The 21,736-nt window shown below is 39.6% G+C and carries 16 protein-coding genes and 1 pseudogene; 9 read left to right on the top strand and 8 right to left on the bottom strand.

Features of this window, described 5'->3' with window-relative positions; genetic code table 11:
* Positions 1–7 precede the first annotated feature (7 nt).
* Positions 8–559 carry a DUF4870 domain-containing protein gene (locus tag H6G28_RS03165; RefSeq protein WP_190589397.1) on the bottom strand — a complete coding sequence of 184 codons (552 nt, stop codon included), beginning with the start codon at positions 557–559 and terminating at the stop codon, positions 8–10.
* Positions 560–863: 304 nt separating this feature from the next.
* Here H6G28_RS03165 and H6G28_RS03160 point away from each other — a divergent pair, with 304 nt between their 5' ends.
* Both H6G28_RS03160 and H6G28_RS36680 read left to right on the top strand, forming a co-directional pair.
* Positions 864–1,865 (top strand): SDR family oxidoreductase, encoded by a 1,002-nt coding sequence (locus tag H6G28_RS03160; RefSeq protein WP_190589398.1) that lies wholly within the window; start codon positions 864–866, stop codon positions 1,863–1,865.
* Between the two features lie 24 nt (positions 1,866–1,889).
* A pseudogene (locus H6G28_RS36680) lies at positions 1,890–2,135 on the top strand (DUF4383 domain-containing protein); the annotation flags it as partial.
* Here the strand turns inward: H6G28_RS36680 and H6G28_RS36675 are convergent.
* The gene (locus H6G28_RS36675; protein ID WP_242048334.1) at positions 2,068–2,244 is read right to left on the bottom strand and encodes a hypothetical protein; all 177 of its coding nucleotides are present in this window, start codon (positions 2,242–2,244) and stop codon (positions 2,068–2,070) included. The pseudogene H6G28_RS36680 and the gene H6G28_RS36675 overlap by 68 nt on opposite strands.
* A 174-nt stretch (positions 2,245–2,418) precedes the next feature.
* On the opposite strand from H6G28_RS36675, the gene H6G28_RS03150 reads away from it, so the two are divergent.
* Positions 2,419–3,366, top strand: a complete 948-nt coding sequence (locus H6G28_RS03150; protein WP_190589399.1) for a YihY/virulence factor BrkB family protein — start codon at positions 2,419–2,421, stop codon at positions 3,364–3,366.
* Positions 3,367–3,416: 50 nt separating this feature from the next.
* Here H6G28_RS03150 and H6G28_RS36670 read toward each other — a convergent pair whose 3' ends face one another.
* Positions 3,417–3,602 carry a hypothetical protein gene (locus H6G28_RS36670; protein WP_242048335.1) on the bottom strand — a complete coding sequence of 62 codons (186 nt, stop codon included), beginning with the start codon at positions 3,600–3,602 and terminating at the stop codon, positions 3,417–3,419.
* On the opposite strand from H6G28_RS36670, the gene H6G28_RS03145 reads away from it, so the two are divergent.
* The 3 genes from H6G28_RS03145 to H6G28_RS03135 all read left to right on the top strand — a co-directional run bounded on the left by H6G28_RS03145 (position 3,589) and on the right by H6G28_RS03135 (position 11,405).
* Positions 3,589–4,008, top strand: coding sequence for a DUF4112 domain-containing protein (locus H6G28_RS03145; RefSeq protein WP_242048336.1), 420 nt, complete (start codon positions 3,589–3,591; stop codon positions 4,006–4,008). The two genes, H6G28_RS36670 and H6G28_RS03145, sit on opposite strands and share 14 nt — an antisense overlap.
* A 9-nt stretch (positions 4,009–4,017) precedes the next feature.
* Complete coding sequence (locus H6G28_RS03140) at positions 4,018–4,953, top strand: alpha/beta fold hydrolase (RefSeq protein ID WP_190589401.1); 936 nt, start codon at positions 4,018–4,020, stop codon at positions 4,951–4,953.
* Between the two features lie 461 nt (positions 4,954–5,414).
* On the top strand, positions 5,415–11,405 hold the full coding sequence (locus H6G28_RS03135) for an AAA family ATPase (protein WP_190668934.1): 5,991 nt from the start codon (positions 5,415–5,417) through the stop codon (positions 11,403–11,405).
* 475 nt (positions 11,406–11,880) lie between these two features.
* Here H6G28_RS03135 and H6G28_RS03130 read toward each other — a convergent pair whose 3' ends face one another.
* The 5 genes from H6G28_RS03130 to sbcD form a co-directional block, all read right to left on the bottom strand.
* Complete coding sequence (locus H6G28_RS03130) at positions 11,881–12,879, bottom strand: formylglycine-generating enzyme family protein (RefSeq protein WP_190589403.1); 999 nt, start codon at positions 12,877–12,879, stop codon at positions 11,881–11,883.
* 84 nt (positions 12,880–12,963) lie between these two features.
* Entirely contained in the window at positions 12,964–14,067 is a 1,104-nt protein-coding gene (locus H6G28_RS03125; protein WP_190589404.1) for an HAD family hydrolase, read from the bottom strand.
* Between the two features lie 144 nt (positions 14,068–14,211).
* On the bottom strand, positions 14,212–16,020 hold the full coding sequence (locus H6G28_RS03120; protein WP_190589405.1) for an arylsulfatase: 1,809 nt from the start codon (positions 16,018–16,020) through the stop codon (positions 14,212–14,214).
* A gap of 1,011 nt (positions 16,021–17,031) precedes the next feature.
* Positions 17,032–17,154 (bottom strand): hypothetical protein, encoded by a 123-nt coding sequence (locus H6G28_RS37260; protein WP_277877244.1) that lies wholly within the window; start codon positions 17,152–17,154, stop codon positions 17,032–17,034.
* A gap of 261 nt (positions 17,155–17,415) precedes the next feature.
* Complete coding sequence (sbcD, locus tag H6G28_RS03115; RefSeq protein WP_190668933.1) at positions 17,416–18,642, bottom strand: exonuclease subunit SbcD; 1,227 nt, start codon at positions 18,640–18,642, stop codon at positions 17,416–17,418.
* Positions 18,643–18,859: 217 nt separating this feature from the next.
* Between sbcD and H6G28_RS03110 the strand changes: the two genes are divergently transcribed.
* The 3 genes from H6G28_RS03110 to H6G28_RS03100 all read left to right on the top strand — a co-directional run bounded on the left by H6G28_RS03110 (position 18,860) and on the right by H6G28_RS03100 (position 21,650).
* Positions 18,860–19,870: a hypothetical protein gene (locus tag H6G28_RS03110; protein ID WP_190668931.1), complete on the top strand. Its 1,011-nt coding sequence runs from the start codon at positions 18,860–18,862 to the stop codon at positions 19,868–19,870.
* A 65-nt stretch (positions 19,871–19,935) separates the two neighbouring features.
* Positions 19,936–20,412 carry a hypothetical protein gene (locus H6G28_RS03105; RefSeq protein ID WP_190668929.1) on the top strand — a complete coding sequence of 159 codons (477 nt, stop codon included), beginning with the start codon at positions 19,936–19,938 and terminating at the stop codon, positions 20,410–20,412.
* 140 nt (positions 20,413–20,552) lie between these two features.
* Positions 20,553–21,650 carry a tetratricopeptide repeat protein gene (locus H6G28_RS03100; protein ID WP_190668927.1) on the top strand — a complete coding sequence of 366 codons (1,098 nt, stop codon included), beginning with the start codon at positions 20,553–20,555 and terminating at the stop codon, positions 21,648–21,650.
* The last annotated feature ends 86 nt before the right edge of the window (positions 21,651–21,736 follow it).

The following is a 21,736-nucleotide window of genomic DNA, read 5'->3' as shown; positions in this document are numbered from 1 at the left end:
ACTATTTTCATTTTATTATGTCATTATAACGAATGAAACCTCCCTTCAGTGCCTTAAACGAGCAGAAAACAGATTTTAATAACTGTAATATTACTAAGATGGGAAATACGTAAATATCTAATATCATTATTACCAGTAAACCTCCTGCTGTTAATGAATTTAACATCATCAATATTAATATACCAATAACATGCAAAATAATCATAATATACGCTAACTCTAGTTGAAAATTTAGAGCTTCTTTACCATGCTGATATATGAAAAAATCAGTATTTTTCTTAATTTTCCATAAAAATAATGTGATTGCCACGCTAATAAAAGGAAGACAACAAACACAAGTTAATTGAATTAACATAACGACGAAAAGCATAAACCTAACTTCAGCATTACAAATTGCGTGTGGTCTCACAAGACAGATAGAGACTCCTGGCGGAAGTGGAGCAAGCTGAAGTAAAGCATTATGCAATGTGTATTGGAAAAACAACAAAGGTATCCAAATAAATGCGTTAAGATGGCAAATTGCAGCCCATATACGAACAGTTAATGGTAAATGTGACATTGTTGAAAGGTCATACTACTAATTCTGAGTATTCCCTCAAGTGCCTTTAAGTTTAAACTCAAATTTTGCCTATTGAGTTTTTCTTCGCGCCTCCAGTTACTGAGCGCAGCGCCGCCTTGAGCCTATCGAAAGGTCGAAGTATGCACATCTGGGTGAGATAAATATTTTTTTGTGTATGGGACACTACCTTTAGTTATTAAAAATAATATAACCCACGAAAGAGTTAGCGGTTGGATGTATTTTTTAACATCGGGAAAGATACATTAATCTTTCAATTGCGCTCATAGAAGTGTAGAACTTATCCATGCAGTTAAAGCCCATAAATCAGCAAGTCGTTGCAGTCGTTGGTGCTTCCAGTGGTATTGGACGTAAAGCCGCCCTGGAATTTGCTCAACGTGGAGCCAAAGTAGTTGTTTCGGCGCGTGGTGAATTAAAGTTAAAGTCGCTGGTGGAAGAAATTCGTGGCTTTGGTGGCGAGGCAAGTTATATTGTTGCTGATGTGCAAGAATTTGACCAAGTAAAAGCGATCGCAGATAAAACTGTCGAGTTATACGGGAGACTTGATACTTGGGTTCATGCTGCGGCGATTGGAATGTTTGCCACTTTTGACCAAACCACTCCAGAAGAGTTTAAGCATGTCATTGATGTAAGTTTGATGGGTCAAGTGTATGGTGCAATGGCGGCGTTACCCCATCTCAAGCATGAAGGACGAGGCGCACTAATTCATGTATCATCAATGGAAGGTAGGCGATCGCTTCCTTATCAAAGTGCTTACTCTTGTGCTAAACACGGCATTGAAGGCTTTCTCGAAGCGATGCGAATTGAATTGATTCATGACAAATGGCCTATCAATGTTACAAGTATTAAGCCAGCCGTCATTAACACTCCATTTTGGAGTAATGGTTTAACTAAATTAGGCGTGAAACCATCAGGAATACCACCTTACTACGACCCCAAAATTGTAGCTGATGCCATAGTTTATGCAGCAGAACATCCAATTCGGGATTTATTAGTTGGAGATATAGCTAAATTACTCGATTTAGCTCAGAAAATATCGCCTTCATTAGTAGATTCGTTGTTATTACTGTTAGGTTTTAATCTTCAACTTAGTAGTGGCGAATTAAAATCGGAAGACGCACCCAACAATTTTTATCAACCTGTTCCAGATGATAGAGTTGATGGCGATTATCAAAACTTAGTCATTCCCAGCATTACTGATGCTTTGGGCAAATTACCACTTTTTCAAATAGGTACAGGCGCTTTATTGGCTTTACTTGCAGCACAAGTATTCAATCAAGTTGAGTAATGGCATTTCTCAATTATTCTTGAACCAGGAACCCATGAATCTTTCATTTCTTTAGCTGAATCTCCTAACGCTTATGCTGCGGAATTTGGTTATATATTTGGTTTATTTCCTACCAATTTTTTACATGATTTAGTGCGGTGTGCTGTTGGGTTGTTAGGCATTGTTTCTTATAACAGTGCTAAAAGTACGCGGTTATTTAATGCTACTTTTGCAGTGGCTTATGACATAAAATCAGCATCACCAAATATTCCCCAAAGGTGGGGACGAACATCTGTTCGTCCCCACTTAAATTGTTTTGTTTCCAAGCATCAAATTTTGTTTCTGACTTCTGACTTCTGACTCCTGACTTCTGACCTCTGACTTCTGCAAGCCAAAGCATTTAGATTTACCGATGACACTAGTACAGGTCGGCGTAAATAAACAGACCATTTGGAATTACTACAAAGCTTGTGGTATCACTATTCTTTCTTTTTCCTTTTGACTTTTTACTTTTGCCTTGTTGTACTAGATAAGTTATTGTGGCATTGTGCTTGTGAAGACTTAATAGCTAGTTATGCCAAAGCCGCGTTTTGTCCGTTTTTTTCGCCATCTGAATTGGCGCATTCTCAAAAAAACCTTTGCTCGGACAATCGAACGACGACTACTAGGACTTGCTGCTGAAATTGCCTTCAATGCTATGTTATCGTTGTTTCCGGCTATTTTGGCTGTGCTGACAGCGATTGGTTTGTTGGCAGAATCATTACAAGATACCTTTAAACAGATGGCGGCTTTATTGAGTCAAATTGCGCCAGAAGAAGCGATGATTTTGATTCGGGACTTTGCCAGCAGGGAAATTGCCCACTCTAAAAATAGTAGTTTGTTTTCTCTCAGCTTTGCGATCGCCCTTTGGACTGCTTCTGGTGCTATCAGTACAGCTATGACAGCATTTGATCAAATCCATCAAACTCCGCCACAACAAAGCCGTCCTTTTTGGCAAGCTAAACTGATTTCGTTGGGCTTAACAGTTGGTACAATAGTACTGTTAATGTTGGCTTCGTTTTTAATCTTTGTTAGTGACCTATTATTAAAAATAGCCGTCTATGAGCATAGTTCTTTACTATTTTTGCAGCACCTTTGGCAGTTATTACGCTGGCCTGTGAGTTTAAGTATTGTTGCTACGGCTTTTAGTTTTGTGTATCGCTATGGCCCTAGTGTGTGGAATCCTGGCACACCAATTATGCCAGGGGCAAGTTTAGCAGCGATTTTTTGGGCAATACTCTCATCATTATTCCGGCTTTATGTCACTAATTTTGGTAACTACAATAAAGTTTATGGCGCAGTCGGGACTGTCATCGTTTTAATGCTGTGGTTGTGGATGAGTGCGGCTGTTTTACTCATTGGAAACCAACTCAACGTAATTGTCGGCGAAGATATGCGCTATCAAAAGATAGGGAGTCAGGAAGCAAAGGCACAGGAAAGCAGAGGAGTAGAGGAGCAGGGGAGCAGGGGAGCAGAAAAATAATATATTACCTCTCAACTCAGCACTCAGCACTTTCAACTCAGTACTCAAAATTAAGTATTAGGACAAACCCTTGTCAAATTACCAAGCAGCAGTAAAATATTGAACGGTTCCAACTTCAAAGAAGCGATCGCTTGAATGCCTGATTCTTCCCCACGGTTTTCTAATATTGATCCTGACGCTAAAGCACCTTCCTTGAGGCGACTGCGCCAGTTGAGTCGCGTAATGGATAAAGCCATCACTATTCCTGGTACAGATGTGAGTGTCGGTTTAGATCCATTATTAGGACTGTTACCTGTCGGTGGTGATGTTGTGGGATTGATATTTTCCAGCTACATCATTTTAGAAGCTGCCAGATTAGGTGCGCCTAAAGCAACTTTAGGCAGAATGATTTTGAATATCATCATTGATAGTTTGGTGGGCAGTTTACCTGTAGCCGGAGACTTATTTGATTTTGCATGGAAGTCGAATGAATATAATCTCAAGCTGTTAGAAGAACATTTAAAAATTCCTGGCGGTACAAAAAAGGCCGATACTGGGTTTGTGTTAGTTGTTTTAGTCGGTTTATTATTGCTAGGTATTGTTTTAATCACAATTCCAATATTATTAATTAGCACTTTGTGGCGAGTATTAACTGGTGGTTAGTATAAAAGCATGAAAGATTGGTGGCAAGAAACTTTTCCGCAAGGTCGGCAAAACCTCATTATTACTGATGCTCAAGGATATCCTGTGCAGATTGCCTATGGAGAAAAAGGTACAGGTAAACCCTTAATTTTAATGCACGGTATGGGCAGTTGGAGCTATAACTGGCGTTATAGTGTGGAACCATTATCAAAATATTTTCGGGTGATTTGTTTTGATGCCAAAGGCTTTGGATTTTCTGAAAAACCTTTTCTGCGTCGAGAACATGACGGTCATCAAGTAATTGAATTAGAGCGGATTATTCAAGAATTATGTGATGAACCTGCGGTTGTAGTTGCCGAGTCTTTGGGTGGTTTAGTTGCTTTAGCATTAGCACAAGAAAAACCAGAATTAATTTCACAGTTAATAGTAGTTAATGTGCCAATTTTTGCTGACCGCTTACCCCATTGGGCAATGTCAATTTTAGCTCACACACCCATCGAAGTGTTGCAAGCAATAGACTCTTTGCGGTTAGCTTATTTTGCTGCACCACTCGTCAGAGAAATTATGGCAGTTGAACGCCGGAGAGTGCTATTTGACCCATCAATTTTGTCACAGGAAGATGTGTATTGGATTACTTATCCTTTTATCGAAATTCCTGGAACTTTAGTAAAAGTTGCTGAAGATTTGCAACTGGCGGCGCGAGAAATTGCTAACTTGCAAAGTAATCAACCTAATATGCTCACAAGGATTCAAAGCAAGCTATCTCATATTGAGTGTCCTACACTAATTTTATGGGGTGATAAAGACAGTTGGTTTCCGGCTAGTCATGGCGAAAAGCTTCATCAATGTATTGCTAATTCTAAATTTCACATCTTGACTGATTGTTATCATGATGCTTCTACAGGTTCAGCTAAAGTGATTAATACAGAAATTTTGAAATTTTTACAGGAAACAAATGTTATTTAGTTAGTAGGTAAATACTTTTATAAATATTGCAAAATATTGCGGGTTTAGAGTAGAATCACTAGTACAAAAATCCTGAAGTCTGAAGTGAAGAAACCCTGATAGTAAGCTCTTCAGCAATTTATAATGGGTGCTTGATTTCTGCCAACCTGTACTAGTATTTCTAGACTATTCAATTCTCTGTTTAGGGAAAATTTGATTAATCATGCTGCATCCTGAGCATGAATTAATACTTAGTTGCGATCGCGGCTGAAATATGAAATACTAAGTATCAAAATTCTAAATAATCAGAATATCTGACAAAAAACCTTGATTTGTTAATGATTCTGGATTCTGACTTCTGATTCTTAAATTCTTATCTGTCAGTTAACTTAATTCCGCTAACACTAAAACTCATACGTCTAGCTGGAGAAACAGACACTGCGTATGGGAATACTTATATTTGGTATTTAAGAGTTGGCAATATGCTGAGTGTGACTGGATATCGTTTGATTGCAGAAATCTACAATGGCGCTAGAACTCTAGTGTATCGAGGATATCGAGAAGTTGACTCATTGCCTGTAGTCATTAAGCTGCTCAAGAATCCTCATCCTAATTTCAGTGAAATTTTATCATTGCGGAACCATTATACAATCACCAAAAATCTCAACTCCCCTTTTATTATTCAAACCTATAGCCTGGAACCTTACCAAAATGGTTATGCGCTGGTAATGGAAGACTTTGGCGGAATTTCTCTCCAGGAGTGGGGGGTGGGGAAAAACTTAAAATCAATACAAGAATTTTTAGAAGTAGCGATCGCACTCTGCGATGCCTTAAATGTACTGTATCACGAACGCATCATCCATAAAGATATTCAACCCAGGAATATATTAATTAATCCTGCAACTAAACAAGTTAAATTAATTGATTTTAGTATTGCATCTTTACTGCCGCGCGAAACCCAAACCATTGTTAACCCTAACGTCTTAGAAGGAACTCTCGCTTACATATCGCCAGAAAACACAGGGAGAATGAATCGCGGTATAGATTATCGTACAGACTTTTATTCTTTGGGAATAACATTTTATCAATTACTTACAGGAAAGTTACCTTTTTCAGCAAATGATCCAATGGAGTTGCTTCATGCTCATATTGCTGAAATTCCGCCAAAATTGCCCGATATTAACCCAAGAATACCCCAAGTCATTGCTGATATCGTCATGAAAATGATGGCTAAAAATGCTGAAGACAGATATCAAAATGCTTTGGGACTGAAATCTGATTTAGAAAAATGCTACCGACAACTCCAAGCAACTGGCCAAATTCCTGACTTTCCAATTGCACAAAGAGATTTTGGCGATCACTTCATTATTCCTGATAAATTATATGGCAGAGAAAATGAAATTAAAACGCTCCTGGCAGTTTTTGAGCGCGTCAGTTTAGGCGCAACGGAAATTATGCTGGTGGCTGGGTTTTCTGGTATTGGTAAAACTGCGGTTGTGAATGAAATACATAAACCAATTTTGCGCCGACGTGGTTATTTTATTAAAGGCAAATTTGACCAATTTAACCGGAATATTCCCTTGAGTGCGTTTGTGCAGGCTTTCCGTGATTTAATTGGGCAGTTATTAACAGAAAATCATTCACAAATTCAAGCATGGCGGCAAAAAATATTACAAGCTCTGGGCAAAAATGCACAGGTAATTATTGAAGTTATTCCCCAATTAGAAAAAATTATTGGCAAACAACCACCAGCCGCAGAATTATCAGGAACAGCCGCCGAAAATCGGTTTAATTTATTATTCCAAAAATTTACCCAAGTTTTTACCAGTGCAGACCATCCCCTAGTCATATTTTTAGATGATTTACAGTGGGTTGATGGGGCATCCTTAAAATTAATTCAGCTATTAATCACTGAGGCAAATTACCTTTTATTAATTGGGGCGTACCGCAATAACGAAGTCCAAGCAGGACATCCATTGATGTTGACTTTGAGTGAACTACAAAAAAATCAAGTCACTATTAATAAAATTAGTTTAGCACCACTCCATCAATTACATATCAATCAATTAGTTGCTGATACACTCAAATGTCAAGCAAGTTTGGCATTACCGCTTTCGGGCTTGGTATTTCAAAAAACGCAAGGCAATCCATTTTTCATCAACCAATTTCTCAAAGCACTGCACCAAAATGGGTTAATTACATTTGATGTGGAATTGGGTTGTTGGCAATGTGAAATTACCCAAATCACGACTCAATCACTCACAGAAGATGTTGTGACCTTTATGAGTTGGCAACTGCAAAGATTACCACCAGCCACTCAAAAGTTATTGCAGTTAGCAGCTTGTATTGGTAATTCTTTTGATTTAGATACTCTAGCAATTGTTTCCCAACAATCTCCAATAGAAGCGGCTGCTAATTTATGGAAAGCTTTACAGGAAGGCTTAGTATTACCAATTAATGGAGTTTATAAATTTTATCTTGGCACAGAAAATCTGCTCAATAAATTACATAAAACACAAAATGTTGCCTACATATTTTTACACGATCGCGTCCAACAAGCAGCATATATTCTCATTCCTGAATATCAAAAACCAGTGATTCATCTCAAAATTGGTCAACTTTTATTAGAGAATTTGACTCCAGAAGCACAGGAAGAACGCTTGTTTGTAATTGTCAATCATTGGAATGACGGCATCACTTTACTTACCCAATCTTCAGAACGAGAAAATTTAGCTCAATTAAATTTAGCGGCGGGGAGAAAAGCCAAATTAACTCATACCTACAAAACAGCGATCGCTTATTTTGAACAAGGTATCCAACTTTTGCCGCCAGATGCTTGGACAAGACTCTACCCTCTGACTCTAGCCTTACACCAAGAAATCACAGAAGTTTGCTATCTCAATTCCGATTTTGCCGGGGTGACAAAATGGGCTGAGATTGTCTGTCAAAATGCCCAGAATTTACTAGACACCATCAAAGTTCGGCAAAACTGTATTATTGCAGCTAACGTCCAAGGCAAAATTGCCGATTCCCTGCAAATTGGATTAGATTTTTTAAGCTCCTTGGGAGTAGAATTTCCCGCACAGCCGACTCAAGCAGATATTCAACAAGCATTTGCCAGAACGCGATCGCTATGGGTAGATAAATCTATCGAGAGTTTGTTAGATTTGCCCCCCCTCAAAGATCCTCATCTGTTAGCCCAGATGGAAGTTTTAACCGTCTTGTCCTCAGCAGCTTATATTATCGCACCTGATTTAATGCCATTGCTGATTTTCAAACAAGTGGAAATCTCCATTCAATTTGGCAATTCGCCTACTTCGGTGTTTGCTTACGGTGACTATGGTGTAGTTCTCTGCGGTGTGATTAATGATATTGAAAACGGCTACGAATTTGGAGAATTGTCCATAAAATTGCGCGATCGCCTGCAAATTGAGGCATTTAAAAGCCGCAATGGGTTTGTAAATTACTACTTTATTAAACATTGGAAAGATAACTTATCTAAGCTTTTACATCCCCTAGAACAAGCTTATCAAAGCGGCATCGCCACTGGAGATTTAGAATCAGCTAATCTCAATGCTGGCGCTTATTGCACCTATGCTTATTATCAAGGTCAGGCTTTACCAGAATTAGTCCTCAAGATGGATTTTTATCGGCATGTGATCATTAAGCATCAGCATACTCATTGTTTAGTTTTGCAAGCAGTTTGTCATCAAGCAGTAATTAACTTACTAAGTACTAACCCACATCCTGAACACTTGACTGGTGAGATTTTTGATGCAGACGCAGCCTTACCCCAACTACGAGAGGATAAATATCTTTCTGGTTTGTTGCAATGGTATATCAATCAAACAGTGTTGTATTACCTATTTCACCAGTATGAAGCGGCGGCTCGGCTGTCGGCGCAAACAGTGGAGTATCTTAGTAGCGGAACTGCAACATTGACAATTGTCATCCATACCTGGTTTGATGCCTTAATTCAACTGAATCTTTATGCGAGTGCGACACCACAAGCGCGTCAAACAATTTTACAGCAAGTCCAACAGCAACAAGATAAGCTACATCATTGGGCAACTTTTGCGCCCAGCAATCATCAACACCGTTGGGAATTAGTCACAGCCGAAAAAAATCGGGTTGTGGGTAATCAAATTGCAGCAATGGAATATTACGATCGCGCGATCGCCAATGCTAAAACCAACGGATTTATTCAAGATGTAGCCCTCGCCAACGAACTCGCCGCCAAATTTTATCTAGCTTGGGGTAAAGAGAAATTTGCCGCTATTTATATGCAGGAAGCTTATCGCTGTTATGAACTTTGGGGAGCTAAAGCCAAAACTCAGGATTTAGTACAAACCTATCCCCACCTACTCACATCCATCACCAACCCCACACCAGGGACTAAATCAAAACTGACTCCAGAATTTTCCGCCACCCTGGATTTAAACACAGTTATCAAAGCCAATCAAACCCTCTCCCGCGAAATTCACACTGATCGACTACTACAGAACTTGATTCAACTGGTGATTACCAATGCTGGTGCAGACAAAGCCGCACTTTTTTGGAATTATGACGGTGCTTTGGAACTGGGAATTAAGTATTTTAACGATACTGTTCAATCTCTAGAACGCAAACCTATCGAGAAATGCCAACACATCCTCCGCCCATTGATTCATTATGTCGAGCGGACTGGGGAAACAGTGATTACCGACTATAAAACCCATATCAGCACCATTAATGATCCTTATTGTCTCCAGTATCAACCCAAAAGTATTTTATGTACGCCAATTCTCAATCAAGGGCAATTAGTAGCTGTTTTGTACTTAGAAAATGCCGTCACCTTTGGAGCTTTTACCGATGAGCGAGTGGAATTGCTGAAATTACTATGTTCCCAAGCCGCAATTTCCCTGGTAAATGCCAGATTATATGAGCAATCCCAATCTTATGCCCAACAATTAGAGCGATCGCTCCAAGAACGCCAACAAGCCGAAGCCGCCCTAGCAGAAAGTGAAGCCAAATTTAGAGGTTTGGTGGAAGGAGTCAGCGATGTGATTTGGTCAGCAGAAATAGATGGTACACTGACTTATCTCTCTCCCCAGTTTCAAACAATCTTTGGATTTAACCCAGATGATTGCATTGGTAAATCCTTCTCGATTTTTATCCATCCCGATGATCAAGAACAGATTCAAAAACCAGTTAGATGTTTGATTGAGCAAGGTGAAACAATTCTCCAGCAAGAGTTTCGCCATCTTTGCCAAGATGGGAGTTACTTGTGGGTGACAGTCAATGTTACGCCCATTCGGGATGCTGGCGGTAAGGTAATTCGATACCAAGGCATAATTCGAGATATCAACGACTCTAAGCGAATTGAAGCAGAACAAAAGCGACAGCTGGCAATTCTCGAAAGCACCTCAGATTTTGTTGGTACATCCGATCCCCAAGGTAAAATCCTCTACCTCAACCAAGCTTGGCGCAATTTATTGGATTTAGATGGAGCCGCGCCAGCCAACCGAGTTAATATTACCGAACAGCATCCAGCTTGGGCGTTAGAGATAATTATCAACCAAGCATTGCCGACAGCGAGAATTTCAAGAATGTGGGTGGGAGAAACGGCGCTGCTAGATCACAAAGGAAGAGAAGTTCCAGTTTCGCAACTAGTGATTGCCCACAAATCTAGCAATGGTGAAGTGGAGTATTTTTCTACCATCGCACGAGATATTAGCGATCGCCAACAACAAGAACAACAACTCAAACAAGCCAATGCAGAACTGATGCGTGCAACTCAACTCAAAGACGAGTTTCTGGCTACCATGAGTCACGAATTGCGTACCCCTCTGAACGTAATTTTAGGTATGACGGAGGGATTGCAAGAAGCAATCTTTGGGCCAGTGACCGAAAAACAACTCAAAACCCTCAAAACCATCGAGCGGAGTGGGTTTCATTTACTGGAATTGATTAACGATATTCTGGATATCTCCAAAATCTCCTCTGGCCAGATTGAACTCCAATATACCAAAACCGCAGTTATTCCCTTGTGCGAACAAAGTCTCGAATTAATCAAACCCCAAGCCGCCAAAAAATCAATTCAAATAGAAAGTAAATTACCTGCTGATGTACCTAATTTATATATAGATGAACGACGCATTCGCCAAGTATTAATTAATCTGCTCAATAATGCGGTAAAATTCACCCCAGATGGTGGTTCAATTACTATAGAAGTGATTTTTCCCAAGGTAATTGATCAGCAAAATTATCTGCAAATTGCCATCACAGATACAGGTATTGGTATCGCCCCAGAAAATCTCCACAGAGTTTTTGAACCTTTCATTCAAGTTGATAGTAGCCTCAGCCGCAAGTATCAAGGTACAGGGTTAGGACTAGCTATTGTCAAACGCATCGTTGAATTACATGGGGGAGATGTTACCTTAACTAGTGAGCTAGGCATTGGTAGTTGTTTTGCGATCGCTTTACCGTACTGAGTGCTGAGTGCTGAGTAAGAAAAAGAGGAAGGAAGCACTTTCACACTCGGTAAATGCCACGTCTAATTGTTGTACAGTGACTTTTTATTTGTCGTGATGCCAAATTACTGTCATTGAGCCTGTAAAGCTTGTACTCAAAGACCGTTAGCTTAAAAGTAGCAGGGAAAAATACAAGCTATATCAATAGTAATAGTTGCAAGCTTAAAGTGAGTAAGGCTTAACTTAATGACACTAATAGGACTTACGCCACAGGTTACAGCAGAACATGGATATACGCCCTGGTGAAAAGATACAACGAATTAGGAGAGGGAGGATTAGGCGATGCCTTCGGCGGGCTTCGCCTACGCAGATGCTCAAATCAAGGGAAACAGCACCTAGTAGATGATCTCAAGCAACCGGACATGATATAACTTTTCACTGTACACCAGCCGCAGCCATTGATAATTTTTTCACGAAAGTTGAGGTTATGCGATCACTATAAGTTCTTGACTAAACGAAACCCGATATGAGTCGTTCCGGTATCAGGTGCTTGAGATTCCCTGGCGCCTGGCCGATAACGACTACAATAATTTTTAGCGCACAGGTAAGAACCTCCTTTAATAACGTGCAATGCACCCTCATCAGGTTTTTTGGGGTCAAAACTGGCCTCCTTATTCGGACCGACTGGATTAAGACTATGATCCTTTCCTGAGTGTCCCACACGATACCAATCAGAGGTTAATTCCCAGACATTGCCTGTCATATCATACAACCCATAGCCATTAGGCGGATAAGATTCTACGGGGGCGGTTCCTATATTTCCATCTTCTTCCTTGTTGAAGAAGGGAAAAATCCCCTGCCAAGTATTGGCCTTTTTGGCAGAATATTGATTGCCCCAAGTAAAATCTTGATCTTTAAGTCCCCCTCGCCCGGCATATTCCCATTGTGCCTCAGTCGGGAGAGATTTCCCGATCCAATTGGCATAAGCAAGAGCATCATCATAAGCGATATGAACAACAGGATGGTTATCTTTCCCTTCGATGTTGCTATCAGGTCCGTAAGGATGTTGCCAGTTAGCACCGACAACCCAATGCCACCAGCTTAAATAAGCTATCTTTTGAATGCCGCCGGAAGGAGGTTGAAAGACAAGAGAACCGGGTTGACGTTGTTCATTGGTTAAATCCGGAAATTGTTCTTTAGGTAGAGGTCGTTCTGCAATGGTTTGATAGCTTGTAGCTTCCACAAACTGGCGAAACTCTGCGTTAGTGACTTCGTGGCGATCAATGCAGAAACTATCAACAGTAATATCTTTAGCAGAACGTTCTGATTCATAGTGAGTATCTGAACCGATATTAAAGGTTCCGCTAGGAATCAATACCATGCTCTCTGGACATTTATTGTTTATGGGAGATGCTTTTACTGGAATGGAAGAACTGAAAATTAAAGAGAGAGTTAGTAAACAGAGAATGAGTGACTTTAGGACAAAATTCTTCATCAAAGTAAGTGGGCAAATTTTAACAATATAAAGTCTTAATTTAACGGGCGGTAGGGTAGGATAGCCCACCCTACGGATTAAAATTTAGTTAGAACAAACAGGATGTGTTCTTGATGGGTTTGACTTAAAAATGGACTTAAAATCATTCTTCATACTAACTACAATCCAATTATCATGATTTTGGGCATAGTCGAGAGATTCATTATCAGGTACTTCCACACCATCTTTCAAATGAGTGCTTCCAGGCACATCATTGTATTTATATTCTCGCTCACAATCATCATGGTTAATTAACACAATTAAGGATTTATCAAACCCAGAATCTGTGTATTTAAACATCTCAAAATCACCACTAGAGTTACCCACAGCAATCAAAGGTCTTTTCCCAATAAAGAGTTCAATACCTACGGGTTTACCCTGTTGATCGCCATAGTGAGCTAACGATAATTTACGCACCAAACTTCCCCCCTGTCCATCAATTTTATTCGACTCATCATAGGTTGTCTTAATGGCAGAACCGATCACTTCTTCAGAGGGAATGCCATAAGCTTCATCAGAAAAGGAACGGACAAAATAAATGCCACCGCCAGAACAAATATAGACTTTGAACCCATTCTCTTTGAGGTAATTAACTAACTCAATAACGGGTTGATAAGTTAGGTTGATGTAGGGCGTATCGAACCTTATAAAACCTTTATCATCACTAGAAGCCAATTTATTATGATTGGTATTAACCAGAAAATCGTGAGCTTGAGTCTTATATTGACCGTTGGTTATTCCAATTGTACTGGGGATTTCGCTGAGAATGATTTTACCCTCGGCTGAAATAGGCTCTCCTATAGTTTTCTCGATTTCTTTTTGCGTCATTTTCACTAAGTTACTGACTCTGACGTTTGATGATTTCTTCAATCTGTCTTTAATAAAATCTTTTTGAAAATAATGAGGTCTTTCAGCCCATAAAGTTCCATCATTATCAAAGACAGCAATACGATCTTTTTCTGAAATACCATCCGCAATCACTTTGTTAACAAAATCAACAATTGCTTGTTTATTAGTAGAAGTGTCAGACCAAGACTCTAAGGCTGCATAAGCCGGCAGACAGCTAAAAGCTCCTCCCAAGCAAAAGATTGATAAGAAAACTGCGAGAAAAAACGAGATAGTCTTTCGGTTAATATTGGGAAAATTCATGACAAATTTAAATATATTCAAAAGAGTTTGCAGGGTTGTTCAGAGAAAAAGGAGGATCGATCTTTAACAATAAATAGTATTTGAAAGATTCTCCTAATTCTTCTGTGTAGTATACTGTAGTGTAATCAGGGAGTTAAGATAGCTTTAGTTTTCAACTCCATCAACAAGCTTTTCAAGGAGTTCTCTTAACGGTGTAATAACGGGAATTTTCTCTTTTAATCTGTCGATTTTAACCTTTTTTACTACCCCATCTACTATCTGATCGATAGTAAAAGAAGCAGGTTTTTGGCGAGGGGGATAATCAACAAAGGTTTGGAGAAGCCCTGCAACATAGGACGTTATGGGGCCGGCTAAGAAAATTCGGCGGAACTTCCAGTCAGCATAATACTCTGACTCGTGGGGAGCTTTTTCAAAGGGATCACGCCGTAAGTTAATTATGATGGGTACTCTCAAGTCAACAAATGGTTCTGCCCAAACATCAAAGCCTTCCGCCCGTTGTTCCTTAAAGATTAATTTCCAGTCGTTATAGCGAACTGCTGATGGATAACCGTCATCGGTGAAATAGATATACCCGTTACGGGGGGAACAATAGGAAGGAGTTGATCGCTCCGAGTTAATAGGACAATTTTTCTTGAATTCTGGGTGATTTGTTAACCTGTCAGCAGTATATAAGTAGGGCAAGAAATTATAACCGTCTAAATGAACAGCATATTGCTCATATTCGGGATATTGTGCCTTTAGTTTCAGGTCATCGCCATCTGCTAAAAGTTGTCTCTGGATATTATCCACACCCGCAGCAGCCATCAGGGTTGGAACCCAATCAATGTGAGACATGATTTCATTAGAAACCACACCTTCGGGAAAATGGTTTTTCCAGCGAACAATAGCAGGAACCCGGAAACCTCCTTCCCAATTGGTATTCTTTTCACCATGAAAAGGCGTTGTCCCCCCATCTGGCCAACTAAACACTTCTGCACCGTTGTCTGTAGTGTAGATAATGATGGTGTTTTCATCTAAACCTTTGTCTTTGAGGAAGTTGATCAGTGACCCGACTTGTTGATCATGTTCGACCATGCCATCAGCTTCAATTCCTTGCCCAGTGACTCCCTGAGATTCTTCTTTGAGGTGGGTAAAGACGTGCATCCGAGTGGTATTAAACCAAACAAAAAATGGCTCACCTGCTTTTTGAGCATCTGCAATGAATTCTTGAGTATGACCTAAAACTTCTTCATCGATGGTTTCCATACGCTTTTTAGTTAGTGCGCCTGTATTGCAGACCACTTGATCCCCAGTCTCTCCAACCTCCTCAGCAGGGGTTTCGTTTTGGGTGGGGTCACAGGTATAAGAATTTTTACCCGCAAAGCTATGGAGTACGCCTCTGGGTCGGAATTGATCGAATATGGGAGATTTCCCTTCGGGTAAATAGTCTTCGTTTTCGGGTTCTTCTTCAGCGTTTAAGTGGTAGAGGTTGCCAAAAAATTCGTCAAATCCGTGAGCGGTTGGTAGATATTCATCCAAATCACCGAGATGGTTTTTCCCGAATTGACCAGTACGATAACCAAGGGGTTTGAGTAACTCTGCTAGGGTGGGGTCTTCTTTCTTTAAACCCACCGGTACACTGGGTAGCCCCACCTTAGTCATCCCAGTACGGATGGAAGCTTGACCCGTAATGAAGGCTGCACGACCAGCTGTACAACTATTTTCCCCATAATAATCGGTGAACATGATTCCTTCTTTAGCAAGGTTGTCAATATTCGGGGTACGATAGCCCATGATGCCTCTGTTGTAGGCGCTGATGTTAAACCAGCCAATATCATCCCCCATGATCACTAGGATATTAGGTTTGTTGGTATCGGCAAAAGCAAGGCCAGTAGGTAGACATGGGAGTATCCCGGACACCACAAACATTAGAGAAAAGAAAAGACACAGCACTATTTTTGAGATTTTGTTCATGAAAATAACTCCTATTTTGTGAGTGAATTAATCCCAAAGCTTAAAGATATGGGTTATTTTGAGAAAAAGATAAATATAGCGTTTTCCAGTCCAATGAATTACACACCAATTTATTCACTGTTCACGGTTCTATGTTCCCCCGTTTCACACGCTTCTCTTTACCTAAAAGATTTACTGCTATCTGCCGCATTACTGCAAAATTAGGAAGAATTTTCTCAAATACTTCGCAGTATTTAATAAACTTGTCTTTGTTGATAAGTCTGATTCAAAGCGTTACAGATGCAGATTTGTTGGCTAATAAAACCATCGTGTTGCAACGATAGCAGCCCAAGATATATCTTTAGTAGAGCCAGAGTAGCTAAGTTAATCCTATCCAAACAAACGGACAGATATTTATGGATTTGGTCTGATGCTTTTTAGTGGAAAAACGTAACCCTATAAATTTGCAAAGATAGCGGTCATTTGGAGCGTGGTTGTTACGCTGTTATAAAGTGTTAACTATCAAGCTTTATAGGTTACAAGAACCATATACCTTTAGATAGATGCGTGTCAACTACTTTTTGCTCAATTAAGCAAATTCTTATGATTTCTTGCCTAATTTTGCGCTCTAAATAGAAAAACAGTTGAAGCAACTATGCTATTTTAGGTGTTGAATTAGGCTAGTTTACTGCCCAATTCAGGCAAATAAGTCTCCTTAAGATTCACGGCACTTAATACTTGTACTGTGTTTTTAAAATTCAAAGTTGAGTTAAATTCAGGAGTTGGTAAAGGCTCAAATCACAGCAAACTCAGGAAAATTCAGGTTACAGACCTGAACTCTACCCCAAATCACCGTCATATCAGAGCAACAATAGTCGCCCCCTTTGCAAGCCAGTTTTTCGGAGATAGTCAAGTGAAGGTAATTCTTAGTCAGCAACCGATGTTAAGGCGCGATCTCTTCTTCCTCCTTCATTCACTGTCCGAAGAACGCAACAGCACTCCAGGCGTAAGTAACTGCAACAGATTTAAGTGTCATTCTGGGTCAGGAAACCGCCGCATCATCTCCGCTAACTCAACAGCCTCCCCATCTACCGTATAAACAACCCCAGCAGACATCACCGATCCTGTGCCGTCTCGCCCTCTCAAAAGGCGCACTCACATCTGCGGTAACAGTGTTCTTGTCTATGTCCTAATAAACTTTGCGTTGATTCTATCAACCAGTGCAATTGTACAGTGACTTTTTATTTGTCGTGATGCCAAATTACTGTCATTGAGCCTGTAAAGCTTGTACTCAAAGACCGTTAGCTTAAAAGTAGCAGGGAAAAATACAAGCTATATCAATAGTAATAGTTGCAAGCCTAAAGTGAGTAAGGCTTAACTTAATGACACTAATTTGTCTTAACGCCATTTAATTTTTCACTGTACATCATCAGATAGTAATTTTTCTGCTGCTTCTAGCATAGTTGCAGCGATTTCCTTGAGGTCTTCACGATTATTTAAGTAAGTTTTCAAAGCTTCCATTGGGTCGATGCTGTTACTCGCACTCAATTCGGGAACGCGGGGACGAGCTAATTGACTGAGTAATTCTGGTTGAATGGTGTAGGTGTGGGCTGATTGTAAGGCTGTGTGTAAGGCAGCATTTTCGATCACATCTAACTGTTCAGAACGGAGTTTGTAAATTAATCGCACTACTGCATCTTGAATATCATATTTGGCGATCGCTTTCAAAATTGCCCCCTGGGGATCTTCGGCTTTGGAAATATCCACTTCAATAGTGCGGAAACTGCGAACGAGTAAGGGACAAAATTCCCAAGTTGTATTTCCCCGTTCCAGTTCAATCATCACATAACCTTTGTCTTCTTTTTCTTCGCTAAAATCTACCCGTTCAATACTCCCCGGATAAATGACTGGCGGGTTGTTCTGTTTATTTAAATTCTGGTGTTTGTGGACATGTCCCAAAGCTACATAATCAAAACAAGGGCGTGTCAACAACGACAACGGTAAAGTAAAACCTTTACCCACCGCTAACAAACGTTCTGCGCCTAAAGTTGCATTATCCGCCATCAAGTGTGCTAATAATACAGTCGGCGCGTCTGGGTCAAGGCGACGAATTTCCCCTTCGATGACAACTTGTAACCTTTGGGTTAATAACTCGTTGACTTCTGATAACGATAAACCTTCAGTTTCTTGGCGCGTCATTAATGTTGAACGAGTCAACCAAGGGAGAGTAATGACTTGCACTTTACCGTTACGAGTTTCGATGTGATGAGTTGTTAATGTGTCACCTACCACAAATCCCGGTACACCCAAAGTTCGATAAATATTTAAGCTTGCGCCTCCTAAGCCTTGGGAATGTTGGTCATGATTTCCCACCAACAATACTGTCGGGATATTCGCATCAACCAGCCGACGAAATTGACTTGCAAAAGCTTCTTGGATATATGGCGGCGGTGTCGCATCAGGAAAGGCATCACCACCAAAGATTACCAAATCTACAGCATCTGTCAATGCGCGATCGATGCACAGGGATAAAGTCTGCACAAAATCCTCTAACCGCGTGTTTAACCCAGTCGCCGGGTTAATTCGACCGTGGGAAAAACCGCTTCCCATGTGGATATCTGAAAGATGGAGAATTTTAATCATAAAAATTTCAATAATTCCGTGTTTCCATATTAATGATAAATAAGTAGGTCGGTGCAATTACAGATAACTAGTGAGGGCTGTCATTTGTCATTTGTCATTGTCTTTTTAATTCACCCCATCGCGTTGGTGAGTGGGTAACGATTCCCTTGGAGGGAAATCGAGATTAAACAGTACCTGCAATTAAAATTAACTTAAAAACTGGCGATTTTCTCCCAAGATGAACTGCAAAACTTTAATTTACGATCCGAGTAAGCAAGAGGTAATTACTTTAACTGTTGATCAAAAGCGTTATAAATTGGTACGTTGGGATGTTGCCGATAAAGCCCAGATGTTGTCAGAGTCTTCTTTGGAACGATATACAGAATTAAGTTTACTTACCAAAATACCCCAAGCAGATGCGATCGCCATTATTCAGTGTAATAATATTTACCAACTTCCATCCAAGTCAGTCAATGCCATCTTAGAAATTCGTCGCTGGGAAGATTTTAGCTGTATCCAGGAAATAGAGTTACCTGAATGTAACGATATACCAAGTTGTGTCACGATTACTCCCTGTCAACAGTACATCGTTGTTGTCGAATTATATACTTCGCTGTATCTAATAGAATTGTCATCGGGTATAATTCAACGTTTTGCTTTCGAGACAGAATATAGTTACAGCTTGGTATTTGACCCAAAGATGCAGTTTTTTATCAACTCATCAATTGACCAATTCAGCTATTTTCAACTTCATTGGATTGATGATTTAGCGACTGGTAAATTTTCTCTTCGGGGAGGTTTTTGGGGGGATATGCGCTGTCATAAAGATACCACTATTTTTAGTCCCAACGAGGACGCTTTTATCCATACTTGCTATCATTTTGAACGGAAATTATTGGTGACATACCGTCGATTTAATCGTTCCCAACTATTTAGCGATCGCAGTCATTGGGGAATAAATAATCATCCTACACCAACTTCTGTTCTCGATAAAGTTTGGGAAGTTTCCCTACCCTACATCCAACATCAACATGATGAGGAAAATCTTTGGCAAAGTGATATTGCTTTTCTCAATGACCAAACCCTAGTATTAGGAGCAGGAAAAACCCTGGCTTTGCTAAATATTCAAGATGGAGTTGTGAAAGCAGAGTACCAAACAGATGCAATTATACAGGCGATCGCAATAGATACTGCATATCAGCGAGTAATTGCTGCTACCCGTAATGGGGTGTTATGCTTTCATCTGTAGCACTTGGCGATCGCAATTTTCTTATCAGCAACACAAAGTTAGAACAGCGTTATCTCTTGTAGTCAATGAAAAAACTTATTCCAATCTCGATTATTAGAATTCTAACACTAGGTTTAATTTATTGTTTATTACGTTTTGCCTTCCCAGTAAACTTTTTAAAAACTCATATAGTTGACTGTACTCAAGCTCATAAAATCACCAAAATATCCGACAATTTTATCAGTACAATTGGTGATCCATCGGCAAAAGAAGCAGAAATTATTGCACAAAGATATATAACAAAAGCCTTTTGTTTAAATGACTTAAATGGTGATTCTAGCTTCAGCCCTAAACCATATTTCTTTAATGTCTCAAACTTAAGTTCTAAGTATCAAATTATTGGTTACAGTGGTGCTGGTTTTCGTAGTCCAGGCAATTTACAAGTAAAATTTGACAACGGGACTATCCTAAATTTTTGCTTTAGCAAGATGGTAATTAACTGCAACCAAGCTCAAGAATGCGATTGTCCTCATGATTTTAACTGGGAACCCAAACCAAAGTAATATGAATAATGCTAATTGTCAGATATTTTACTTAGATGCTGATTGGTATTGGTTTCGTGTATCCGATGATTTTTAGGGATGACAATTGAGTTAGTTTTGAGTTATGGATAAGTGACATTACTACAGATGAAGTCACAAATATGAAATCTCATATTCACCATACCTTGATTTTGCTAGTAGCGATAACAGGGATAACATTGTTGTCAACTCCATCTATATCTAGTGATACTCATCAATCAATATCTTCTATCACAGTTAAGTCTACAAAAGAGAATTCATTACCCCAGTTATGGAAGGTGAAAATTAACGGAAAATCTGGATATGTTGATGCCAGAACAACTTATAAAGTAGAACTTCAATCAGAAAAATATCCCTTAAAAACTCAAATTTCACCAGCAGAAATTACCGAATTTAATCGGATTTTTGAATTTGGTAAATTTAACCACCAAAAAGCGATCGCTCTCCGCAAACGGCTACAACCTTTAGCCGATCAAAATGATGCAGTTGCTTGTTACTGGCTGGCAAAAACCTACAATTTGGAAGAATTTGGCATTAGGAAAGAGAGCGATCGCCAATCAGCTTTGAAATGGTATCACAGATCAGCAGAGCTTGATTACGCACCTGCCGCATATTTTCTCTACAGAGCCTATTTTTCCGGATGGATGGGTTTACAAAAAGATGAAAATGAATCTAGCAAATGGCTGCATGAAGCCAAGAAAAAATCTTCTGGAAAATTATTGTCCGAAATCCTCATGGAATTTGTTTTTTTTAGCGACCCAAGTGTAAAATCAATCAACTTGAGAACAATTCCAAAAAATGCTGGGAATTATCTCGAATATCTACGCCAAATATATATATTAACTCCTAGTAATAGCTGGGTAATACACAAATATGGTAATGCACTCTACGAAGCTAAACGTTACACAGAAGCCTTAGCGGTTCTCATTAATAGTGATAATGCCTTTATTTGGCAAAAAATTGGTCAGATGTATGAGCAAGGTTTGGGTACTCCAATAGATATAGAAAAGGCTTTGTTTTGGTACAAAAAAGTAGCAATTGAAGGTAAAACTCAAGAAAATGGAGCCAATCCAATTAGTACATATGGTAGATTGGAAATTTATCGCTTAATCTGCTTGAAAAAAATTACAACACAGCAAGCAGCACCGTTATATAGTCCTGAAAAATATCAGAGTGAATTTGCTCAGTTTAGCGATAGTAAATGTAATTATGGCTCTTAATATGATGTATGTACTCCAGCCTTGGCTCTTACGTAGCCTATCACCATTGCCAAATTAATTCACTAATTGGATTCATGATTTTAGGC

It is taken from the genome of Nostoc sp. FACHB-190, assembly GCF_014696905.1.
GTDB lineage: Bacteria > Cyanobacteriota > Cyanobacteriia > Cyanobacteriales > Nostocaceae > Nostoc_B.
This window is presented reverse-complemented; position numbering and strand designations above follow the sequence as displayed.

Coding starts and splice junctions, on each gene's coding strand:
- H6G28_RS03165 (WP_190589397.1), bottom strand. CDS start 559: ATGTCACATTTACCATTAACTGTTCGTATATGGGCTGCAATTTGCCAT.
- H6G28_RS03160 (WP_190589398.1), top strand. CDS start 864: ATGCAGTTAAAGCCCATAAATCAGCAAGTCGTTGCAGTCGTTGGTGCT.
- H6G28_RS36675 (WP_242048334.1), bottom strand. CDS start 2,244: ATGCTTTGGCTTGCAGAAGTCAGAGGTCAGAAGTCAGGAGTCAGAAGT.
- H6G28_RS03150 (WP_190589399.1), top strand. CDS start 2,419: ATGCCAAAGCCGCGTTTTGTCCGTTTTTTTCGCCATCTGAATTGGCGC.
- H6G28_RS03145 (WP_242048336.1), top strand. CDS start 3,589: ATGGATAAAGCCATCACTATTCCTGGTACAGATGTGAGTGTCGGTTTA.
- H6G28_RS36670 (WP_242048335.1), bottom strand. CDS start 3,602: ATGGCTTTATCCATTACGCGACTCAACTGGCGCAGTCGCCTCAAGGAA.
- H6G28_RS03140 (WP_190589401.1), top strand. CDS start 4,018: ATGAAAGATTGGTGGCAAGAAACTTTTCCGCAAGGTCGGCAAAACCTC.
- H6G28_RS03135 (WP_190668934.1), top strand. CDS start 5,415: ATGCTGAGTGTGACTGGATATCGTTTGATTGCAGAAATCTACAATGGC.
- H6G28_RS03130 (WP_190589403.1), bottom strand. CDS start 12,879: ATGAAGAATTTTGTCCTAAAGTCACTCATTCTCTGTTTACTAACTCTC.
- H6G28_RS03125 (WP_190589404.1), bottom strand. CDS start 14,067: ATGAATTTTCCCAATATTAACCGAAAGACTATCTCGTTTTTTCTCGCA.
- H6G28_RS03120 (WP_190589405.1), bottom strand. CDS start 16,020: ATGAACAAAATCTCAAAAATAGTGCTGTGTCTTTTCTTTTCTCTAATG.
- sbcD (WP_190668933.1), bottom strand. CDS start 18,642: ATGATTAAAATTCTCCATCTTTCAGATATCCACATGGGAAGCGGTTTT.
- H6G28_RS03110 (WP_190668931.1), top strand. CDS start 18,860: ATGAACTGCAAAACTTTAATTTACGATCCGAGTAAGCAAGAGGTAATT.
- H6G28_RS03105 (WP_190668929.1), top strand. CDS start 19,936: ATGAAAAAACTTATTCCAATCTCGATTATTAGAATTCTAACACTAGGT.
- H6G28_RS03100 (WP_190668927.1), top strand. CDS start 20,553: ATGAAATCTCATATTCACCATACCTTGATTTTGCTAGTAGCGATAACA.